This is a genomic window from Clostridium sp. (assembly GCF_050717635.1).
Lineage (GTDB): Bacteria > Bacillota > Clostridia > Clostridiales > Clostridiaceae > Clostridium_AD.
In genome coordinates this window covers 134,243-150,727 of record NZ_JBOITO010000003.1, presented here as the reverse complement: position 1 = coordinate 150,727, position 16,485 = coordinate 134,243, and the positions used below count along the sequence as shown (strand labels likewise).

Genomic DNA, 16,485 nt, shown 5'->3' with positions numbered 1-16,485 from the left:
ATCTAAAATAATGAGAATTTCAAAATAAATGCTGCAAATACTATTGATACCATTGAAAGTAACTTAATCAATATATTTATGGCTGGCCCTGAAGTATCCTTAAATGGATCTCCTACTGTGTCACCAACAACAGCCGCTTTATGACAATCTGATCCTTTTCCCCCTAGATTTCCTGCTTCAATATGCTTTTTCGCATTATCCCAAGCTCCACCAGAGTTAGCCATCATTACAGCAAGTACAAATCCTGTTACAGTTGCTCCTGCTAGTAGTCCTGCCACTCCATTTACTCCTAAAAGTAATCCTACTGTTATTGGGATAGCAATAGCAAGTAATGCAGGCATTATCATTTCTTTTTGAGCTGCCTTTGTACAGATATCAACACACTGCGCGTAATCAGCTTCTGCTTTACCATCCATAAGTCCCAATATTTCTTTAAATTGTCTTCTAACTTCAACTACTATAAGTTGTGCTGTTTTACCCACTGCATCCATTGTGAGTGCAGCAAATACAAAGGGCACCATTCCACCTATAAATAGTCCTATAAGAACCTGAGGATTTAAAATTGATAAGTCAAAAACGAAATCTAAATTTTCTTTTTTCACAATAATTTCTACTTGATCTTTATATGCTGCAATAAGAGCAAGAGCAGTTAGTGCTGCTGAGCCTATAGCAAACCCTTTGCCTGTAGCTGCAGTAGTATTTCCTAAAGAATCGAGAGCATCTGTTCTCTCTCTTACTATAGGAGCTTGATGGGTCATTTCTGCAATACCACCAGCGTTATCTGCTACTGGTCCATAAGCATCTGTAGCCAAAGTTATACCTAGTGTACTAAGCATACCTACTGCTGCTATACCTACACCATATAATCCCATATTATAATCTGCAGCTCCTCCAGCTAAATAAAAACTAGCGGCAATTGCCATAGCTACTATTATAACAGGAAGAAAAGTAGACATCATTCCCAGTGAAAGACCACCTATAATAACTGTAGCTGCACCAGTTTCTGTTGTCTTTGCTAGCTTTTTAGTAGGCTTGTATGTATCTGATGTAAAGTACTCTGTACAAATACCAATTAAATTACCTGCTATAAGCCCACTTAATATTGCAAAGTAAACTCCGATATGTTCCTTTCCAAGTACATTATAAACTAAGAAAAATGAAAGTATTGCAATTATTGCAGAACTTACGTAAACACCACGCCTGAGAGCTGTTAAAAGAACTTTTTGCTCAGCTTTCTCCCCTGATTTAACAAAGAAGGTTCCAATAATAGATGCAACTACACCAATTGACGCTATAGTCATAGGAATAGCAACACCCTTAACTCCAAGCCCAGCTGCTACTGCAAGAGCTGCTGTGGATACTATTGACCCAACATAAGACTCGTATAAATCTGCTCCCATACCAGCTACGTCTCCAACATTGTCTCCAACATTATCAGCAATAACTGCAGGATTTCTTGGATCATCCTCTGGAATTCCTGCTTCAAGCTTACCTACTAAATCTGCACCAACGTCTGCAGCTTTAGTAAATATACCTCCACCTACTCGAGCAAATAACGCCATGGAACTAGCACCCATTCCAAAGGTAATCATTGCACTAGTTATATTTTGAATTCTTACTGCCTCATCTAAATTTCTATAAAAAAAGTCTAATAAATAATACCATATACTAATATCAAGAAGTCCAAGACCTACAACAGTAAGTCCCATTACAGCACCACTTGAAAACGCAACTTTTAAAGCACTGTTAAGACTTTTTCCAGCTGCATGTGTAGTTCTAACATTTGCACGTGTAGCAATTTTCATTCCAATAAAACCAGAAAGACCTGAGAAAAAACCTCCACTTATAAATGCAAAAGGTACAAATGGGGTAAGAAATCCAAATCCTACAAGTATTCCTAGGATTACAAACATAACTACAAAGAAAAGAGCAACTCCTGTATACTGCCTTTTTAAATAAGCATCTGCCCCTTGCCTTATAGCTTCAGCAATTTTTTTCATCTGATCCGTTCCTTCATCTTCTTTTAATACTGTATATGCAAGATATCCAGCAAAAGCTAGAGCTAATACGGAACAGATTGGGGCCAACAATAGTAATTTCATAATAAATACCTCCTTTTTTTATTAACAGAAACATATTGTCATTAAATATTAATCCATATATATTATAACATAATAGGAATTATTTTGATGAAAACTAATTAAATTTAGTTGCCACCTACGTGGCAAGTGTAAGTTTAATAAATAAATGCTTATCTATGGGATAAGCATTTATTTACACTTCTTAATAAAAATAACTATAAAAAATTGTATTATCTAGTGCTTAAGCATGGCCTTAACTTGAGCAACATCCTTGTCTCCACGACCGGATAAATTCACAATAATTATTTTTTCTTTAGAAAGTGTAGCTGCCAGTTTAGTTGCATAAGCAACAGCGTGTGCACTTTCTAAAGCTGGAATTATTCCTTCTATTTTTGAGAGTTCTTGGAACGCAGTTAGAGCTTCTGTATCCGTAACTGAAACATACTCTGCTCTACCAATGTCATGGTAATAACAGTGTTCAGGTCCAACGCCTGGGTAATCAAGACCCGCTGCCGAGGAATAAACTGGTAGAGGTTCTCCTTGCGCGTCTTGAATATTGTAACATTTAAAACCATGAATTATTCCAACACTTCCTTTTGTAATGGATGCTGCATGGTCCTCTGTATCAAGCCCTTTTCCTGCAGGTTCAACTCCAATAAATTTAACTTGCTTATCATTATAAAAAGGATGGAATAAACCTATTGCATTACTTCCCCCACCAACGCAAGCAACTAAATAATCAGGAAGTCTTCCTTCAGCTTCAAGAACTTGTCTCCTTGCCTCTACTCCGATTATACTTTGAAATTCTCTTACCATGGTTGGATACGGATCTGGTCCAACGGCGGACCCTAAAAGATAGAAAGTATCTTCTGCATTTACTACAAAATCATTTAAGGCTGCATCTACAGCATCCTTTAAGGTGCATGTACCTGTAGTTACTGCTACAACCTTAGCCCCTAAAAGATTCATTCTAAAAACATTTAATTCTTGTCTTTTCACATCTATTTCACCCATATAAATAGTACAATCCATTCCAAAAAGAGCACAAACTGTTGCAGTAGCAACGCCGTGTTGTCCTGCTCCAGTTTCGGCTATCACCCTTTTTTTACCCATTTTTTTTGCAATAAGAGCCTGACCAATTGCGTTATTAATTTTATGTGCGCCAGTATGGTTTAAATCTTCTCTTTTAAAAAATATTTTTGCACCACCTGCCTTGTCTGTTAAATTCGATGCAAAATATAGAGGATTTTCTCTTCCTATATATTGCTTTTGATAATAGGCAAGTTCCCTTAGAAAATCTTCATCATTTATGCATGAATAAAAATTTTCTTTCACCTCTTTAAGAACATTTTCAAGTTGTGGTGGAACAAAAGCTCCTCCAAATTGTCCAAAAAAACCATTAGTAATCTCCATTTAATAATACCCTCTTTCATATTATATTATGTTTTAAAATTAAATAAAAAAAAGCCCTCTTAACATGCGTATGCATATTAAGAGGGCGATGTTATTCACGGTGCCACCTCTATTATTGTAGTTAAAAACACTACAATTATCTCTTTTTAGATACGGGAAATAATAATATACCTATATCCTATCTCTGTAACGGAAGAAACCCGTGTAACCTACTCTAAAATTTCAGTTCCCACTCCCAAGACCATTCAATAAAATTTAAAACATTAGGCTCTCAGCATCCCTAACTCTCTGTAATTATCAAAATTATCTACTATTCTTGTTCATTGCTTTATTTCAATATTTAACTTTCTTATATTATATTCATGAAAACTTTATATGTCAATACTATATTTAATATTTGTTCAATTTCTAGTACTATATTTAAGCTTTTTAATACTTATATAGAGAAATAATGCTGTTAAAGCAGTTGCAATCAAATCTGCAACTGGTTGTGAAAGCCATATTCCATCTAATCCCAAGAATAAGGGAAGGATAAGAATAAGCGGTATCAGCACTATTACTTGTCTTAATATACTTAAAATCATCGAAACCTTAGCCTCATTTATTGCCTGAAAGAAACTTGCTCCCAAAATCTGAAATCCTAAAATAGGTAAAAACATCAAATCAATTCTGATTCCTCGTGCACCTAAATTTATTATATCAGGATTATTACCAACAAACAAAGCAATAATAGGTTTAGCAAATATCTGTACTCCTAAAAACCCTATTACAGCAATTAAAGTACCGAAAGCTATGGCAAGCTTTAAAACCTTTAATACCCTAGGATACAATTTTGCCCCATAGTTGTAACCTATTATAGGCTGAATCCCTTGACTTATACCAATAATCGGCATAAAAATAAGCATTGAAATGCTATTTAGTATTCCCATTGCAGCTATTGCTCTATCCCCTCCATAAGCATACAGTCCCTTATTATATAAAACAACTACAGCACTTGATGCTATTTGCATAGAAAAAGGTGAAATTCCAATTGCCAAAATGTCTTTTATAATATATAGACGAAGCTTTAAATTTTCTTTTTTTATCTTAAGAATACTTCCACTATTTTTAAATGTAAAATATTTTATAACCCATAACGTGTTAAAAGCTTGAGAAATTAAGGTCGCTATTGCCGCACCTTGAATTCCCATATTAAAACCAAATATTAGTATTGGATCTAATATAATATTTATAATTGCGCCAAACACCATTGTAAGCATTGCCATTTTCGGGTTACCCTCAGCTCGAATTATATTGTTAATACCAAAGCCTATATTTTGAAAAACAGCTCCCATAAGTATAATTTGTATATATGCTTTTGCATAGGGAATACTATTTTTACTTGCCCCGAATAAGATTAAAAAGTCATCTAAAAACATAACTCCGATTAAGCTAATTACTAATGATATTAATGTTATAAGTATAAATGCATTCCCTAAAATGTTATTTGCAGTATCCGTGTTTTTTTCTCCTAGCCTTATGGATATCACCGCACTAGCGCCTATACCAATAAGCATTCCAAAAGCCATTATAATAACTGAAATTGGAAAGGTGATAGCAAGTCCTGAAAGTGCATAAGACCCTACATCTTTAATATGTCCTATATAAATTCTATCTACAATATTATACAGTGCATTTACAATCATTCCTGTTATAGCAGGCACCGAAAACTTGAGAAGTAATTTGCCTATCCGTTCTGTGCCTAATTCATTTGTTGCAGTCATAAAAACTTCCTCCATTTTGATATATTATGTCTTTATAGTATATCATATGTTTGTATTTCCAGTTATCCTTTAAATAATATAAAAACACAAAATTAATTTATGAAATTACATAAATAATTAAAATAAAGAGAAACAAAGAGTGGATTCCCCATATATAGGAGATAATCCACTCTCTTTCAAATCATTCTACACCAAAATCTGTGCCAGGAAACTTTGCAATCTTTCATTTTGAGGATTCTCAAAGATTTGTTCTGGAGGCCCTTCTTCTGCAATGACACCTTCATTAATAAAAATAACACGGTCGGCTACTTCTTTTGCAAATCCCATTTCATGTGTTACCACTATCATTGTCATTCCTTCTTTAGCTAGGTCTTTCATAACCTTTAGCACTTCTCCAACAAGCTCTGGATCAAGAGCTGACGTAGGTTCATCGAACAGAATAACTTTAGGATCCATAGCTAGAGCCCTGGCTATGGCAACTCTTTGCTGTTGGCCACCAGATAACATTGCAGGATATTCATCTATTTTATCTTCAATACCCACTTTTGTTATCAGTTCCAATGCAATTTTTCTTGCTTTATCTTTTGGCATTTTTTTAATTGTAACTGGTCCTTCCATAACATTTTGAATTACAGTCATATGAGGAAATAAGTTAAACCGTTGAAAAACCATGCCAACTTTTTGACGGATATAATTAATATTACCTTCCCTTGTGTGAACTATTTCTCCATCAATCCATATCTCGCCTTTTGTTTTCTTATCTAAATAATTAATGCATCTAAGTAAAGTACTTTTTCCTGAACCACTGCCTCCAATTAAACAAAGTACCTCACCCTCATTTACTGTTAAATCAATACCTTTCAAAACTTCAAGATCTCCAAAAGTTTTATGTAAATTTTTAACTTCTATCATGCTCATACAATCACCTCTCACTTATTTTTAATTTTAGTTCAATTCTTCTAAGCACTTTTGTAACTACCAATATAATTGCAAGGTAATAAACACCTGCTATAAAGAAAATAGGGAAAACATCATAAGTTACTGATGCATATTGTTTTGCAAGTAACATAATTTCTGTAATTGTTATTACACTAGCAAGTGAAGAGTCCTTAATAGCTATAATAAACTGATTACCTAAAGCAGGTATAGACCGTTTAAAAGCTTGAGGCAAAATAACTCGTTTCATAGCTTGAAATCTACTCATGCCAAGAGATCTTGCCGCTTCTCTTTGTCCAAAATCAATAGACTCGATAGCCCCTCTAAATATTTCACTAATGTAAGCACCATTATGAAGGGTTAATCCAATAACTGCTGACGGAAAACTCGCAATTATGATTCCCATTCCAGGCAACCCATAAAATATAAAATAAAGTTGCAATAAAAGAGGCGTCCCCCTAATAATAGTAACGTATAAATCCATAAAAACTGTTATAAATTTCTTATTTGTTAACTTTAACATAGCTACTATTAAGCCAAGAACTGTACCAAATAATATTGAAAAAAAAGCTAACTCTAATGTCCATATGACTCCAGGAATAAATTTAGGAAAATACTCAATTACTGTTGTAAAAAAGGTAACTATACTATCTAATAATTCTGTCATAAAATTCCTCCCATTTTTAATGTTATATCACAAAGCTATCAGAGGGAGACTTATTGCAGCACACTAATAGCTTTTGTGAAAATAAATAAGGATATACTTATTTATTTATTTATTTATTTACATCTTGAAGATTGATACCAAACCACTTCATACTAATTTTTTCATAAGTGCCATCAGCTATAATATCTCCAATAGCTTTGTTTACTACTTCTAATAACTTTGTATCTTCTTTTCTTACTGCTATAGCATTATCTTCAACATAAAGTAATGGACCAACCGGTTCAATATCTACTCCGTATTTTTCAGGTGCAGCTAATCCTACAAAGTAATCCGTCACAAGTCCATCTGCTCTACCTTGTTCTATACTCTTAAAATTGTCTACATCACTTTGGAATTGGACAATCTTAGAAATATTATCCATTTTTTTTAAAAATGGTTGGAAAGTGGTTCCTGTTACAACTCCTACTTTCCCATCTTTCAAATCTTCAATACTCTTTAGAGTTGTACCTTTTTTAGCAAAGAATTGTGCTCCGCCGTTATAATAAGGCTCTGTGAAGTTAACTTTCTTTTGGCGATCAGGAGTAACACCCATACTTCCAATTATTAGATCAGACCTTTTAGCAATTAGTGAAGCTACGATTCCGTCCCAATCAGTAGTAACGGGATTTGCCTTAACCCCCATTTTATCAGCAATTGCACTGGCTATGTCAATATCAAATCCAGCCGGTTTTCCATCCTCACCTATAAAATTAAAAGGTGGATACTGTCCTGACATTGTGTAGGTCATTTCTTTTTTCTCCATGATACTATCATAAGTTGTTTTATTATCTTTCTTACACCCTACTAACATACTAACTAATAAAAGTCCGAGTCCTACCGATACAATAATTTTTTTATTCATATTTTACCTCCTGAATTATATTTATTTGGTACAAACATATCTTAGCTTAAACATTTTTTTAGTTTATGTACTTACTTTAAAAATTATTCCGGTATACTCACTCTGTGATCAAAAGCAACTGTTGAATGCGTTTTAATTCCAATTTTTATCATAGATTCCATAATTGCTTCTCCCTACCTAGTATATTTAGATTATTAAATTTCTATATAAATAAAAAAAACATTCCAGCCCTATATTACATAGAGTAAGAGTGTTTATGTGCACCTAATTATCCGTCCATCTTATACCAAAAAGTAAAGTATATTTTAAACATTTGATTTTAACCAAATCGCAATTTTAGTAATAATTTGTTCTTTTATGTCATATATTACTGTTCTTAGCTTATCATAGTTGGAAACTACTGTCAAGTCCACAGCAAACCTCCATATTTTACTTGTTAATTATACTTTTCTATATGTTTAATTTTAAACGCAAACAACGCTCCACAAAGTCCCCCAATAATATGAGCAAGTTGAGAAATATTATCCTGAGCAAAAGCACCTCCAAAGACTTCTCTTCCAATAAATACGAAAAATACAATTATTAATGTTAGTGGAATCTTCCCTTTCTCTGCATTTGTAAAGGAGCTTAAAATAATAAACATATAAACAATGCCACTGGCTCCAAGTAGCGCACTACCTGAGAAAATTGTATGTATTACTCCTGTAACAAAAGCTGTTATTAGGATTAACTGTACCAAAACTTTTGAACCGTATTTCTCTTCTAGCATAGGTCCAATTATTAAAATTATTATAAAATTACCTGAGAAGTGAGCCCAATTAGCGTGACCTAATATATAAGAAAAAAGCCTCACATACTGCAAGGGATCTAAAAAGGAAGTTCTATAATTTGAAAATAAAAGTGAAGTTAAAACACCATTTGTTAAGTACCCTAGCAAATAGCTAGCAAGCGATAAAAAAGTAAAAGTTAATATCACCGGCGAATTATATTGTATTTTTTTAAATTTATTCAGCATTTTTTTGTCCTCCATTTAAATTCATAATAAAATAGTAACTTAACTAGAGTTAAGTTACTATTTTATTATGAATGAACTTTTAAAATAAGTCAATTGTTTACAAATCATCCCTTGCAGTGCTACAACTATTTCTAATAATAAGTTGCGTTTTTAATTTAACTCTGCCAGCTTTCTCATTACCATTTGAAATCAAGTTCAAAAGCATTTTTGCAGCATTCTCTCCAAGCAAATACATGTTTTGATCTACAGTTGTAATCTTCGGTTCAACCATGCTTGAAATGTAACTATTATCAAATCCAACTATGGAAACATCATTAGGTACATCAAAGTTCATTATTTTACATGCATTCATAACTCCAAGGGCCATTAAATCATTACAGGCAAATACAGCTAAAGGTGCTTTCAGTTTTTCTAATTCACTACTCATTATATCCATTGTGCCATTCACAGTTTTATAACTATTTCCTTCACCAATATCAATAATTTTCTTTTGAGCAGCTAAATTATTTTCTTCCATGAATTTATTGTAAACATCTTCTTTTATATCGTATGAATAACTTTCTCTGCCTCTTACAAATATTATGTTTTTATGCCCAAGTTCTAAAAGATATTGCATAGCCTGTCTTGCACCACTGTCTTCATCATTTAATACGAAATTACATTTTATATTATCATTGTACCCATTGATTGAAACTAGGGGTATATCACTACTCACTTTTTCATAGTACCCATTTTTCATATTCTCAGTTTTAGGGTCAATAACTATAATACCATCTACTTGTCTGCCTGTAAGAGATTTTATATAATTTATCTCTTCAGCAGCATTATCATCTGTGTCACAAAGATAAATTGAATAACCGTTTATTCTAAGGTTATGTTCAATAGCTTTAATTACAGTTGGAAAAAAGATATTGTTTATGCTTGGAACTAATATCCCTATTGTTTTTGTATTTTGACTAATTAACGATCTTGCCAACGTATTAGGACTAAAATTTAGCTTTTTCACAGCTATTTCAACTCTAATTCTGGTTTCTTCTTTAACAGGATAATTTTTATTCATTACTCTTGATACAGTACTCATAGAAACATTAGCTTCCCTCGCAACATCTCTTATATTAACTTTCATTATAGCCACCCCAATATTTTTTTTTACATGAAACAGTAATATCTAATTACTAACTTTAATTTTTTTACTATTATCTAAAGCTCTTCTTTTTATAAACCTTACTGCAATAGATGTTATAATTCCTAAAATTAGTATATACATAAAGGTACTAATTGTAATTCCATTACCTGAAGCTAGCCCAAGTTTTGAGAATACTATGTACATAGATATCATAAGAAATACAACTACTCCACCTGCTGCGTGGCGATGCTCCCAAGGCTCTACGTCAACTACAGTTTTCATTTTCATTACATATGCAGTTTCACGTGGTTTAATTTTACCTATTATCAGCATAAGTACACAACTTGCTACAAATAATATTGGCAGTTGATAAAGGAAATTGAGATCTGGCTTAATTACATTCTGTAATATTCCATAAGTTGTTACGAAAAATACTAGTGATATCTTTGCTGCAATTGCAGGAACCCTTTTTGTAACATAACCAATAAATACTACAGCAAATATAGGCACATTAAAATATCCATTTATTGTTTGTAAATATTGAAATAAACCTTGTGGTACGTACATTATAAATGGTCCTATGAACATTGACACTAGTGCTATTATTATACCAAAGTATTTGGCCTTTGCAACAACCTCACTATCACTTTTACCTTTTCCAAAAATAGGGCCGTATACATTCAATGCAAATAATGTTGACGCACTGTTTAGAACTCCAGTAAATGTACTTAGCACTGCACCAAACATTGCTGCTGCAAAGAATCCTGTTAAAGGTTTTGGCAAGACTACATTAACTAGTTTTGAATACATAAGATCGGGATTAACTCCTCCTCCTCCAAATATTTGAAAAGCTATAATACCTGGTATAATTACAATAAAAGGCGTCATTACCTTTAAAAAGCCTGCCAAAATTACTCCCTTTTGACCTTCTTTAAGATTTTTAGCTGCAAGCGCTCTCTGAATTATAGATTGATCAGTTCCCCAATAATAAAGATTAACTAATAATAAACCTGTAATTGCCGCACCAAAAGGAACAGGATCTGATGCAGCTCCCACTGCATTTAACTTATCTGGTGAAGATGCTACAAAATTTGATAATCCATTAGAAAAGTTTCCCTTTCCAAGATATAAGAGTCCAAAGAAAGGTACCATTAAACCACCGATGGCAAGTGCAATTCCATTTAATGTATCAGCTATTGCAATTGCTTTGAGTCCTCCTATTATTGCATAGAAAAAACCAATTATACCTATAACCCATACTGTAATCCATATACTTGCCTCATAACTTATTCCGAAAGTATTTTGCAAATCAAATATCTGACTTAGAGCAATAGCTCCGGAATAAAGTGTAGTAGGAAGTAAATTTAATACATATAGCAATAAAAATAATATTGAAACGGTTTTCTTAACACCAGAATCATATCTGTCCTCAAGAAAATCCGGTACTGTTGTTATTCCTTGTTTCAAATATCTTGGCAACAAAAACATAGCCACTACAACAAGTACAAGTCCTGAAGTAACTTCATACGCCATATTACTCATATTACCACTGTAAGCTTGTGCACTCATACCAACAAAGTTTGCTGCACTTAAATTTGCAAGCAAAAGTGATGATCCTATAACTGCCCCCGTTAAGCTACGTCCACCTAAAAAGTATGAATCCTTGGACACATTCTTCTTGTTATTACCTCTTATTTTTAAATAAGTAAACACTCCGACTGAACCCGTAAAAAATAAAAACGACAAAATAATTAAGTTTTGCATAACACATCTCCATATCTTTAGTTTGCTTTATTTTAGTATAAAAACTTTTTTAGGATTATAATTATTCTACTCTATGAGTTCCCTCTCCAATTCCTGTGGAATAAAAGCTTGGCTCGTAACCGATTCTTTTTGTATACTTATCTTTCACTCTACTGATAAATGATTCTATCTTATCTTTTTTTACTACTGCAATTGCACACCCTCCAAACCCTGCACCTGTCATCCTTGCACCTATGCATCCATCTGTAAGCAGTGCTTCCTCTACAATTGTGTCAAGTTCTTTTCCTGTAACTTCATATAAATGTTTTAATGAATCATGAGATTCCATAAGCAACCTTCCGAATTCAATAAGATCTCCATTATTTAAACAATTAAATGCTCTTATTACTCTTGCGTTTTCATATACTGCATGTTTTGCTCTATTTTTAATCCTTTCATCTGTAAATAAATTCTCTATTTCATCAAATTCTTCTGGCTTCAATTCACATAAATTTTTTATGTCTTTTACCGTTCTTATTACTTCTAGTGCTTTTTCACATTCAGCTCTTCTTTCATTATATTTTGATTCATTAAGTGCACGCCTTTTATTTGTATTCATTATGACAATATCACAATCTAAAAGGTTAACATCTGCATAATTATATTCTAACGTCTCACAATTAAGAAGAATAGCCTTAGCTGTTTTGCCCATTAGAATTGCAAATTGATCCATAATTCCACAATTCACACCAACAAAATCATTTTCAGCTTTTTGTGACATTTTAACTAATTCTATCTTATCAATGCTGCCCTTATTAAATAGATTATTAACTATTTCAGCTGTAAGAACCTCCAATGACGCTGAGGAAGATAGCCCCGCACCATTTGGTATATTACCGCTTATTAAAATATCCATGCCTTTAACATCATATCCGTTATCTTTCATTATTTTTATTACGCCTTTGGGATAATTAGCCCAGTCATCTTCCACAATATATTTTATATCCTTCAAATTTGAATTAACCACTAAATCGAAATTTGTGGAAGCAAAGTTAATTTTATCATCTTCTCTTATTTTAACCAAACCATAAATTCCAAAATCTAAAGCGCAAGGGAAAACAAATCCACCATTGTAATCAATGTGTTCCCCTATAAGATTTATTCTTCCTGGCGAGAAAAATGTACAATCGCTATTTTCCCCATAAATTTTTGTGAATATCTCCTTAAGCTTTTTAATATCCATATTAGTACCTCCAAATTATTTAGTAGAATATTTTTTGTAATATTTGTTAAACCTGTTATCAGCATAAAGCCGCGGTAGAAAACCTTTTCTTTTATCATTAATTTTAAAACGTACTCTTATAAGTACGCAAGTTTAACTTAAATAGAATCAATAGAAAACCTTTTCTTTTATGATTACATGGTAGCATATATACTTTACTTATACAATACTATTTTAGTGAACATCTTTTAAACAAACGATAATCTATCTCTATATTATGATTGAAATTTAAAAAAAAGGACCTTAAAGGTCCTTTTTTAACTTATATTTATTTAGCCAAATCTTCTATAGAATCAATGTCCATATATGTCGGAACAACTAAACCTATTTTAGCGCCCTCTAGATTTGGTCCTAGATCTTCAACTTTACCTTTGTAATCTTCTATATATTTTGCATGGGTACCTGGTAACCAAGCTGCAACAATAGCATCAACATCTCCATTACCTACCGCAGCCCACATAGGCCCAGCATCAACTTGAGTAAGTTTAACTTCGTATCCCATATCTTCCAGTGCTAATCCAATTACATTAGTAGAAGCAATTTCTGTATCCCAAGCAACATAAGCAAGCTTGATTTCTTTACCATCTACTTTTTCTGTTCCTTCTGTCCACTTGCTTACTTTTTCTTTATTATCAGTAATCCATTGTCTTGCAATTTTCTTTGCGTCTTTGCCTGCGTTAATTTCTAGCATTACAGATTCAGAGTCTGATGGTTCCCAAACAAATTGGTCTAATATTTTATAAGCATTAGGATCATCCTTTTTTAAATCCTTACGTACTACTGTGTTTATATGCTCAGCATCACCAAAAGATTTTTTAGGGTCTTTTAAATATTTCAAATCATATTTACTAAACATCCAGTGAGGTGACCAACCAGTAATTATAATTGGTTCTTTTTTTGCATAAGCATCTGCAAGCGCTTGTGTCATAGCAGCGCCTGAACTGCTCTGTACTTTAAATTTTGTGTCATAGTCTTTCATAGCTTTTTCAGCAGCTTGCATTACGCCTGCCCCAGCATCTATACCTGTAATCTTATAATCCATTTGCTCACCATAAGTTGCATCAGCTTTTTTTGTTCCTTCACCGCTTTTACTACTACATCCAACAAAAGTTAGAGCTACTAGACTAAAGGCTACCATACTAATTTTTTTCCAATTGTTTTTAATCATAAATTTATTCCTCCTTTTATTATATATGTATATTAGTTTGTCAATATTTCTAACAAATTATTATTTGAATTTAACTTTTAACCATTACTTTTTTTATTTAGTGCTTGTGTTATTCTGTCTAGTATCATCGCTAATATAACAATAGCAATTCCCGAAGCAAAACCTTGTCCGGCTTCATTTCTTGTTACCGCTCTAAAAACTTCAACACCTAACCCATCTGCACCAATCATTGAAGCTATAACTACCATAGATAGCGATAACATAATTGTTTGGTTAACTCCTGCCATAATTGTGTTTTTTGCAAGTGGTAGTTGTACTTTAAATAGTTTCTGAGTAGGGGTTGAACCAAAGGCATTTGCTGCTTCAATCAATTCTTCAGAAACTTGGCGAATACCAAGATTAGTTAACCTTACCACTGGGGGCATTGCAAATATAACAGATGCAATAATTCCTGGTACCATTCCTATTCCAAAGAAAGAAACAGCTGGTATTAAATAAACAAATGCAGGCATTGTCTGCATAAAGTCTAATACTGGTGTTATTATATTTTGAACCGTTTTGTTTTTTGACATCCAAATTCCAACAGGAACTCCTATTAGAATTGATATTGAACTAGACGTTAATATAAGTGACAGAGTAAGCATTGTTTGTTCCCAATATCCAAGATTTTGTATTAATAGTAATCCTAGTAATGCAAATACAGATAATCCCCATTTTTTCTTGGTTAAGAATATAGTTAATGCTACCACAAGTAAAATAAAAACTAATGGCGGTATAGCTATTAAAGCATCACTTAAACCAGTTACAATGCCATCAAGCAAATCTTTAATTGGTTCAAAAAACCATTGAGCATTTTCTCTAAGCCATGCTACAAGCATGTCAGCCCATTTAACTATTGGTAATTGTGGTATTTGTGTCATTTAGATTCACCTCATTTCCTGCAAGAGCCGCAAGGACTGCACCTCGAACTATAATTCCTTTTAATATCTTATCTTCAACAACAGCTACTGGTACAGGTGAATTATGGATTATCTCAAATAAATCATTTAATGATAAATCTGGAGCAACTACAGGAACATCTGTAATCATAACATCATAGATATCCTTATTTCCATTTTTCACTGCTTCTGATGCAGCATCTGCAGTTACAACACCAAGGAATTCTCTGTTTTTATTAACAACATAAATACTTGAAATTCCAGCTTGCTTCATACGTTGTAGTGCAACTCGAGGACCATGCTTTTCCACCTCTATAGTTTCCGGACGCTTCATAACATGTTGTGCTGAGAAAACCTTTGATCTATCTACGTCTTCAACAAATTTTCTAACATAATCATCAGCTGGGTTTGTCATGATTTCTTCTGGAGTACCAATCTGTGCAATTATTCCATCTTTCATTATTGCAATCCTATCTCCAATTTTAAGTGCCTCATCTAAGTCATGAGTTATAAATATAATTGTTTTATGCATAGATAATTGTAATCCTAAAAGTTCATCTTGCATCTCTTTACGAATCAATGGGTCTAGTGCTGAAAATGCTTCATCCATGAGTAGAATATCAGGATCATTAGCTAACGCTCTTGCAAGCCCTACCCTTTGCTTCATTCCTCCTGATAATTGACTTGGATATTGATCTGCATATCCTACAAGTCCTACCATTTCTAATGATTTACGAGCAATTTCTTGAATTTCACTTTTCTTCATTCCTTGTACTTCCAGTCCATATCCAGCATTTTCCAATATAGTACGATGAGGAAATAATCCGAATCCCTGAAAAACCATGCTTAGTTTTTTTCTTCTGGTTTGTCTTAATTTGTTTTTATCCATTATTGCTAAATCTTCACCATCTACTAATACACTGCCCGCGTTTGGCTCAATTAGGCGATTTATTAATCTAACAAGAGTGGATTTTCCACTTCCTGACAATCCCATAATCACAAAAACTTCTCCAGCCTGCACTTCAAAGGATACCCTATTTACACCTACTGTCATTCCAGTTTCTTTTAGAATATCTGTTTTTGACTTTCCTTCTTCTAAAAGCCTAATTCCGTGTTTAGGGTTTTTGCCGAAAATTTTGGTCAAACCTTTAACTTCAATTTTTAACATTTATCCACCTCTTTCTTTAGTTAAACTGCATTATTAAATATGTACAATAATCATTCCGATTAATATCACATTCCTTAATTGTACCAAATTTTCCTAAGAAAATCAACCTTGCAACAAATATCGACACACTTAGTACATAATTTTATGAACAATATTAAAACTTCATGAATAATATCATATTTAGTTTATACCATTAATATTAATTTATTCGTTTAATTACATATCATATTTCTAGATTAAAAACACCTTGAATTCCATAGAAGTATTCTTTACAAAATACAAGG

The 16,485-nt window shown here is 32.9% G+C and carries 13 protein-coding genes and 1 other annotated feature; all 13 genes read right to left on the bottom strand.

Annotated features, from left to right (window positions below; translation table 11 throughout):
* Nucleotides 1-2: 2 nt before the first annotated feature.
* Nucleotides 3-2,102, bottom strand: coding sequence for a sodium-translocating pyrophosphatase (locus ACREWB_RS02220; protein WP_431545851.1), 2,100 nt, complete (start codon nt 2,100-2,102; stop codon nt 3-5).
* 213 nt (nt 2,103-2,315) lie between these two features.
* Nucleotides 2,316-3,494, bottom strand: a complete 1,179-nt coding sequence (gene trpB, locus ACREWB_RS02215; protein ID WP_431545850.1) for a tryptophan synthase subunit beta — start codon at nt 3,492-3,494, stop codon at nt 2,316-2,318.
* Nucleotides 3,495-3,572: 78 nt separating this feature from the next.
* Nucleotides 3,573-3,827 (bottom strand) — a binding site (T-box leader).
* Nucleotides 3,828-3,895: 68 nt separating this feature from the next.
* Nucleotides 3,896-5,257 (bottom strand): MATE family efflux transporter, encoded by a 1,362-nt coding sequence (locus ACREWB_RS02210; protein ID WP_431545849.1) that lies wholly within the window; start codon nt 5,255-5,257, stop codon nt 3,896-3,898.
* 186 nt (nt 5,258-5,443) lie between these two features.
* Nucleotides 5,444-6,169 carry an amino acid ABC transporter ATP-binding protein gene (locus ACREWB_RS02205; RefSeq protein WP_431545960.1) on the bottom strand — a complete coding sequence of 242 codons (726 nt, stop codon included), beginning with the start codon at nt 6,167-6,169 and terminating at the stop codon, nt 5,444-5,446.
* 10 nt (nt 6,170-6,179) lie between these two features.
* Complete coding sequence (locus ACREWB_RS02200) at nt 6,180-6,860, bottom strand: amino acid ABC transporter permease (RefSeq protein ID WP_431545848.1); 681 nt, start codon at nt 6,858-6,860, stop codon at nt 6,180-6,182.
* A 109-nt stretch (nt 6,861-6,969) separates the two neighbouring features.
* Nucleotides 6,970-7,761, bottom strand: coding sequence for a transporter substrate-binding domain-containing protein (locus tag ACREWB_RS02195; RefSeq protein WP_431545847.1), 792 nt, complete (start codon nt 7,759-7,761; stop codon nt 6,970-6,972).
* Nucleotides 7,762-8,197: 436 nt separating this feature from the next.
* The gene (locus tag ACREWB_RS02190; RefSeq protein ID WP_431545846.1) at nt 8,198-8,776 is read right to left on the bottom strand and encodes a rhomboid family intramembrane serine protease; all 579 of its coding nucleotides are present in this window, start codon (nt 8,774-8,776) and stop codon (nt 8,198-8,200) included.
* 97 nt (nt 8,777-8,873) lie between these two features.
* Complete coding sequence (locus tag ACREWB_RS02185; RefSeq protein WP_431545845.1) at nt 8,874-9,902, bottom strand: LacI family DNA-binding transcriptional regulator; 1,029 nt, start codon at nt 9,900-9,902, stop codon at nt 8,874-8,876.
* A 42-nt stretch (nt 9,903-9,944) separates the two neighbouring features.
* Complete coding sequence (locus ACREWB_RS02180; protein ID WP_431545844.1) at nt 9,945-11,666, bottom strand: solute:sodium symporter family transporter; 1,722 nt, start codon at nt 11,664-11,666, stop codon at nt 9,945-9,947.
* 61 nt (nt 11,667-11,727) lie between these two features.
* Nucleotides 11,728-12,888 carry a galactokinase gene (locus ACREWB_RS02175; protein ID WP_431545843.1) on the bottom strand — a complete coding sequence of 387 codons (1,161 nt, stop codon included), beginning with the start codon at nt 12,886-12,888 and terminating at the stop codon, nt 11,728-11,730.
* Between the two features lie 307 nt (nt 12,889-13,195).
* Nucleotides 13,196-14,095: a glycine betaine ABC transporter substrate-binding protein gene (locus ACREWB_RS02170; protein WP_431545842.1), complete on the bottom strand. Its 900-nt coding sequence runs from the start codon at nt 14,093-14,095 to the stop codon at nt 13,196-13,198.
* Between the two features lie 77 nt (nt 14,096-14,172).
* Nucleotides 14,173-15,015, bottom strand: coding sequence for an ABC transporter permease (locus tag ACREWB_RS02165; RefSeq protein ID WP_431545841.1), 843 nt, complete (start codon nt 15,013-15,015; stop codon nt 14,173-14,175).
* Nucleotides 14,984-16,201 carry a quaternary amine ABC transporter ATP-binding protein gene (locus tag ACREWB_RS02160; protein ID WP_431545840.1) on the bottom strand — a complete coding sequence of 406 codons (1,218 nt, stop codon included), beginning with the start codon at nt 16,199-16,201 and terminating at the stop codon, nt 14,984-14,986. The genes ACREWB_RS02165 and ACREWB_RS02160 overlap by 32 nt, the downstream gene beginning before the upstream one ends.
* Between the last annotated feature and the right edge of the window lie 284 nt (nt 16,202-16,485).

Coding starts and splice junctions, on each gene's coding strand:
- ACREWB_RS02220 (WP_431545851.1), bottom strand. CDS start 2,102: ATGAAATTACTATTGTTGGCCCCAATCTGTTCCGTATTAGCTCTAGCT.
- trpB (WP_431545850.1), bottom strand. CDS start 3,494: ATGGAGATTACTAATGGTTTTTTTGGACAATTTGGAGGAGCTTTTGTT.
- ACREWB_RS02210 (WP_431545849.1), bottom strand. CDS start 5,257: ATGACTGCAACAAATGAATTAGGCACAGAACGGATAGGCAAATTACTT.
- ACREWB_RS02205 (WP_431545960.1), bottom strand. CDS start 6,169: ATGATAGAAGTTAAAAATTTACATAAAACTTTTGGAGATCTTGAAGTT.
- ACREWB_RS02200 (WP_431545848.1), bottom strand. CDS start 6,860: ATGACAGAATTATTAGATAGTATAGTTACCTTTTTTACAACAGTAATT.
- ACREWB_RS02195 (WP_431545847.1), bottom strand. CDS start 7,761: ATGAATAAAAAAATTATTGTATCGGTAGGACTCGGACTTTTATTAGTT.
- ACREWB_RS02190 (WP_431545846.1), bottom strand. CDS start 8,776: ATGCTGAATAAATTTAAAAAAATACAATATAATTCGCCGGTGATATTA.
- ACREWB_RS02185 (WP_431545845.1), bottom strand. CDS start 9,902: ATGAAAGTTAATATAAGAGATGTTGCGAGGGAAGCTAATGTTTCTATG.
- ACREWB_RS02180 (WP_431545844.1), bottom strand. CDS start 11,666: ATGCAAAACTTAATTATTTTGTCGTTTTTATTTTTTACGGGTTCAGTC.
- ACREWB_RS02175 (WP_431545843.1), bottom strand. CDS start 12,888: ATGGATATTAAAAAGCTTAAGGAGATATTCACAAAAATTTATGGGGAA.
- ACREWB_RS02170 (WP_431545842.1), bottom strand. CDS start 14,095: ATGATTAAAAACAATTGGAAAAAAATTAGTATGGTAGCCTTTAGTCTA.
- ACREWB_RS02165 (WP_431545841.1), bottom strand. CDS start 15,015: ATGACACAAATACCACAATTACCAATAGTTAAATGGGCTGACATGCTT.
- ACREWB_RS02160 (WP_431545840.1), bottom strand. CDS start 16,201: ATGTTAAAAATTGAAGTTAAAGGTTTGACCAAAATTTTCGGCAAAAAC.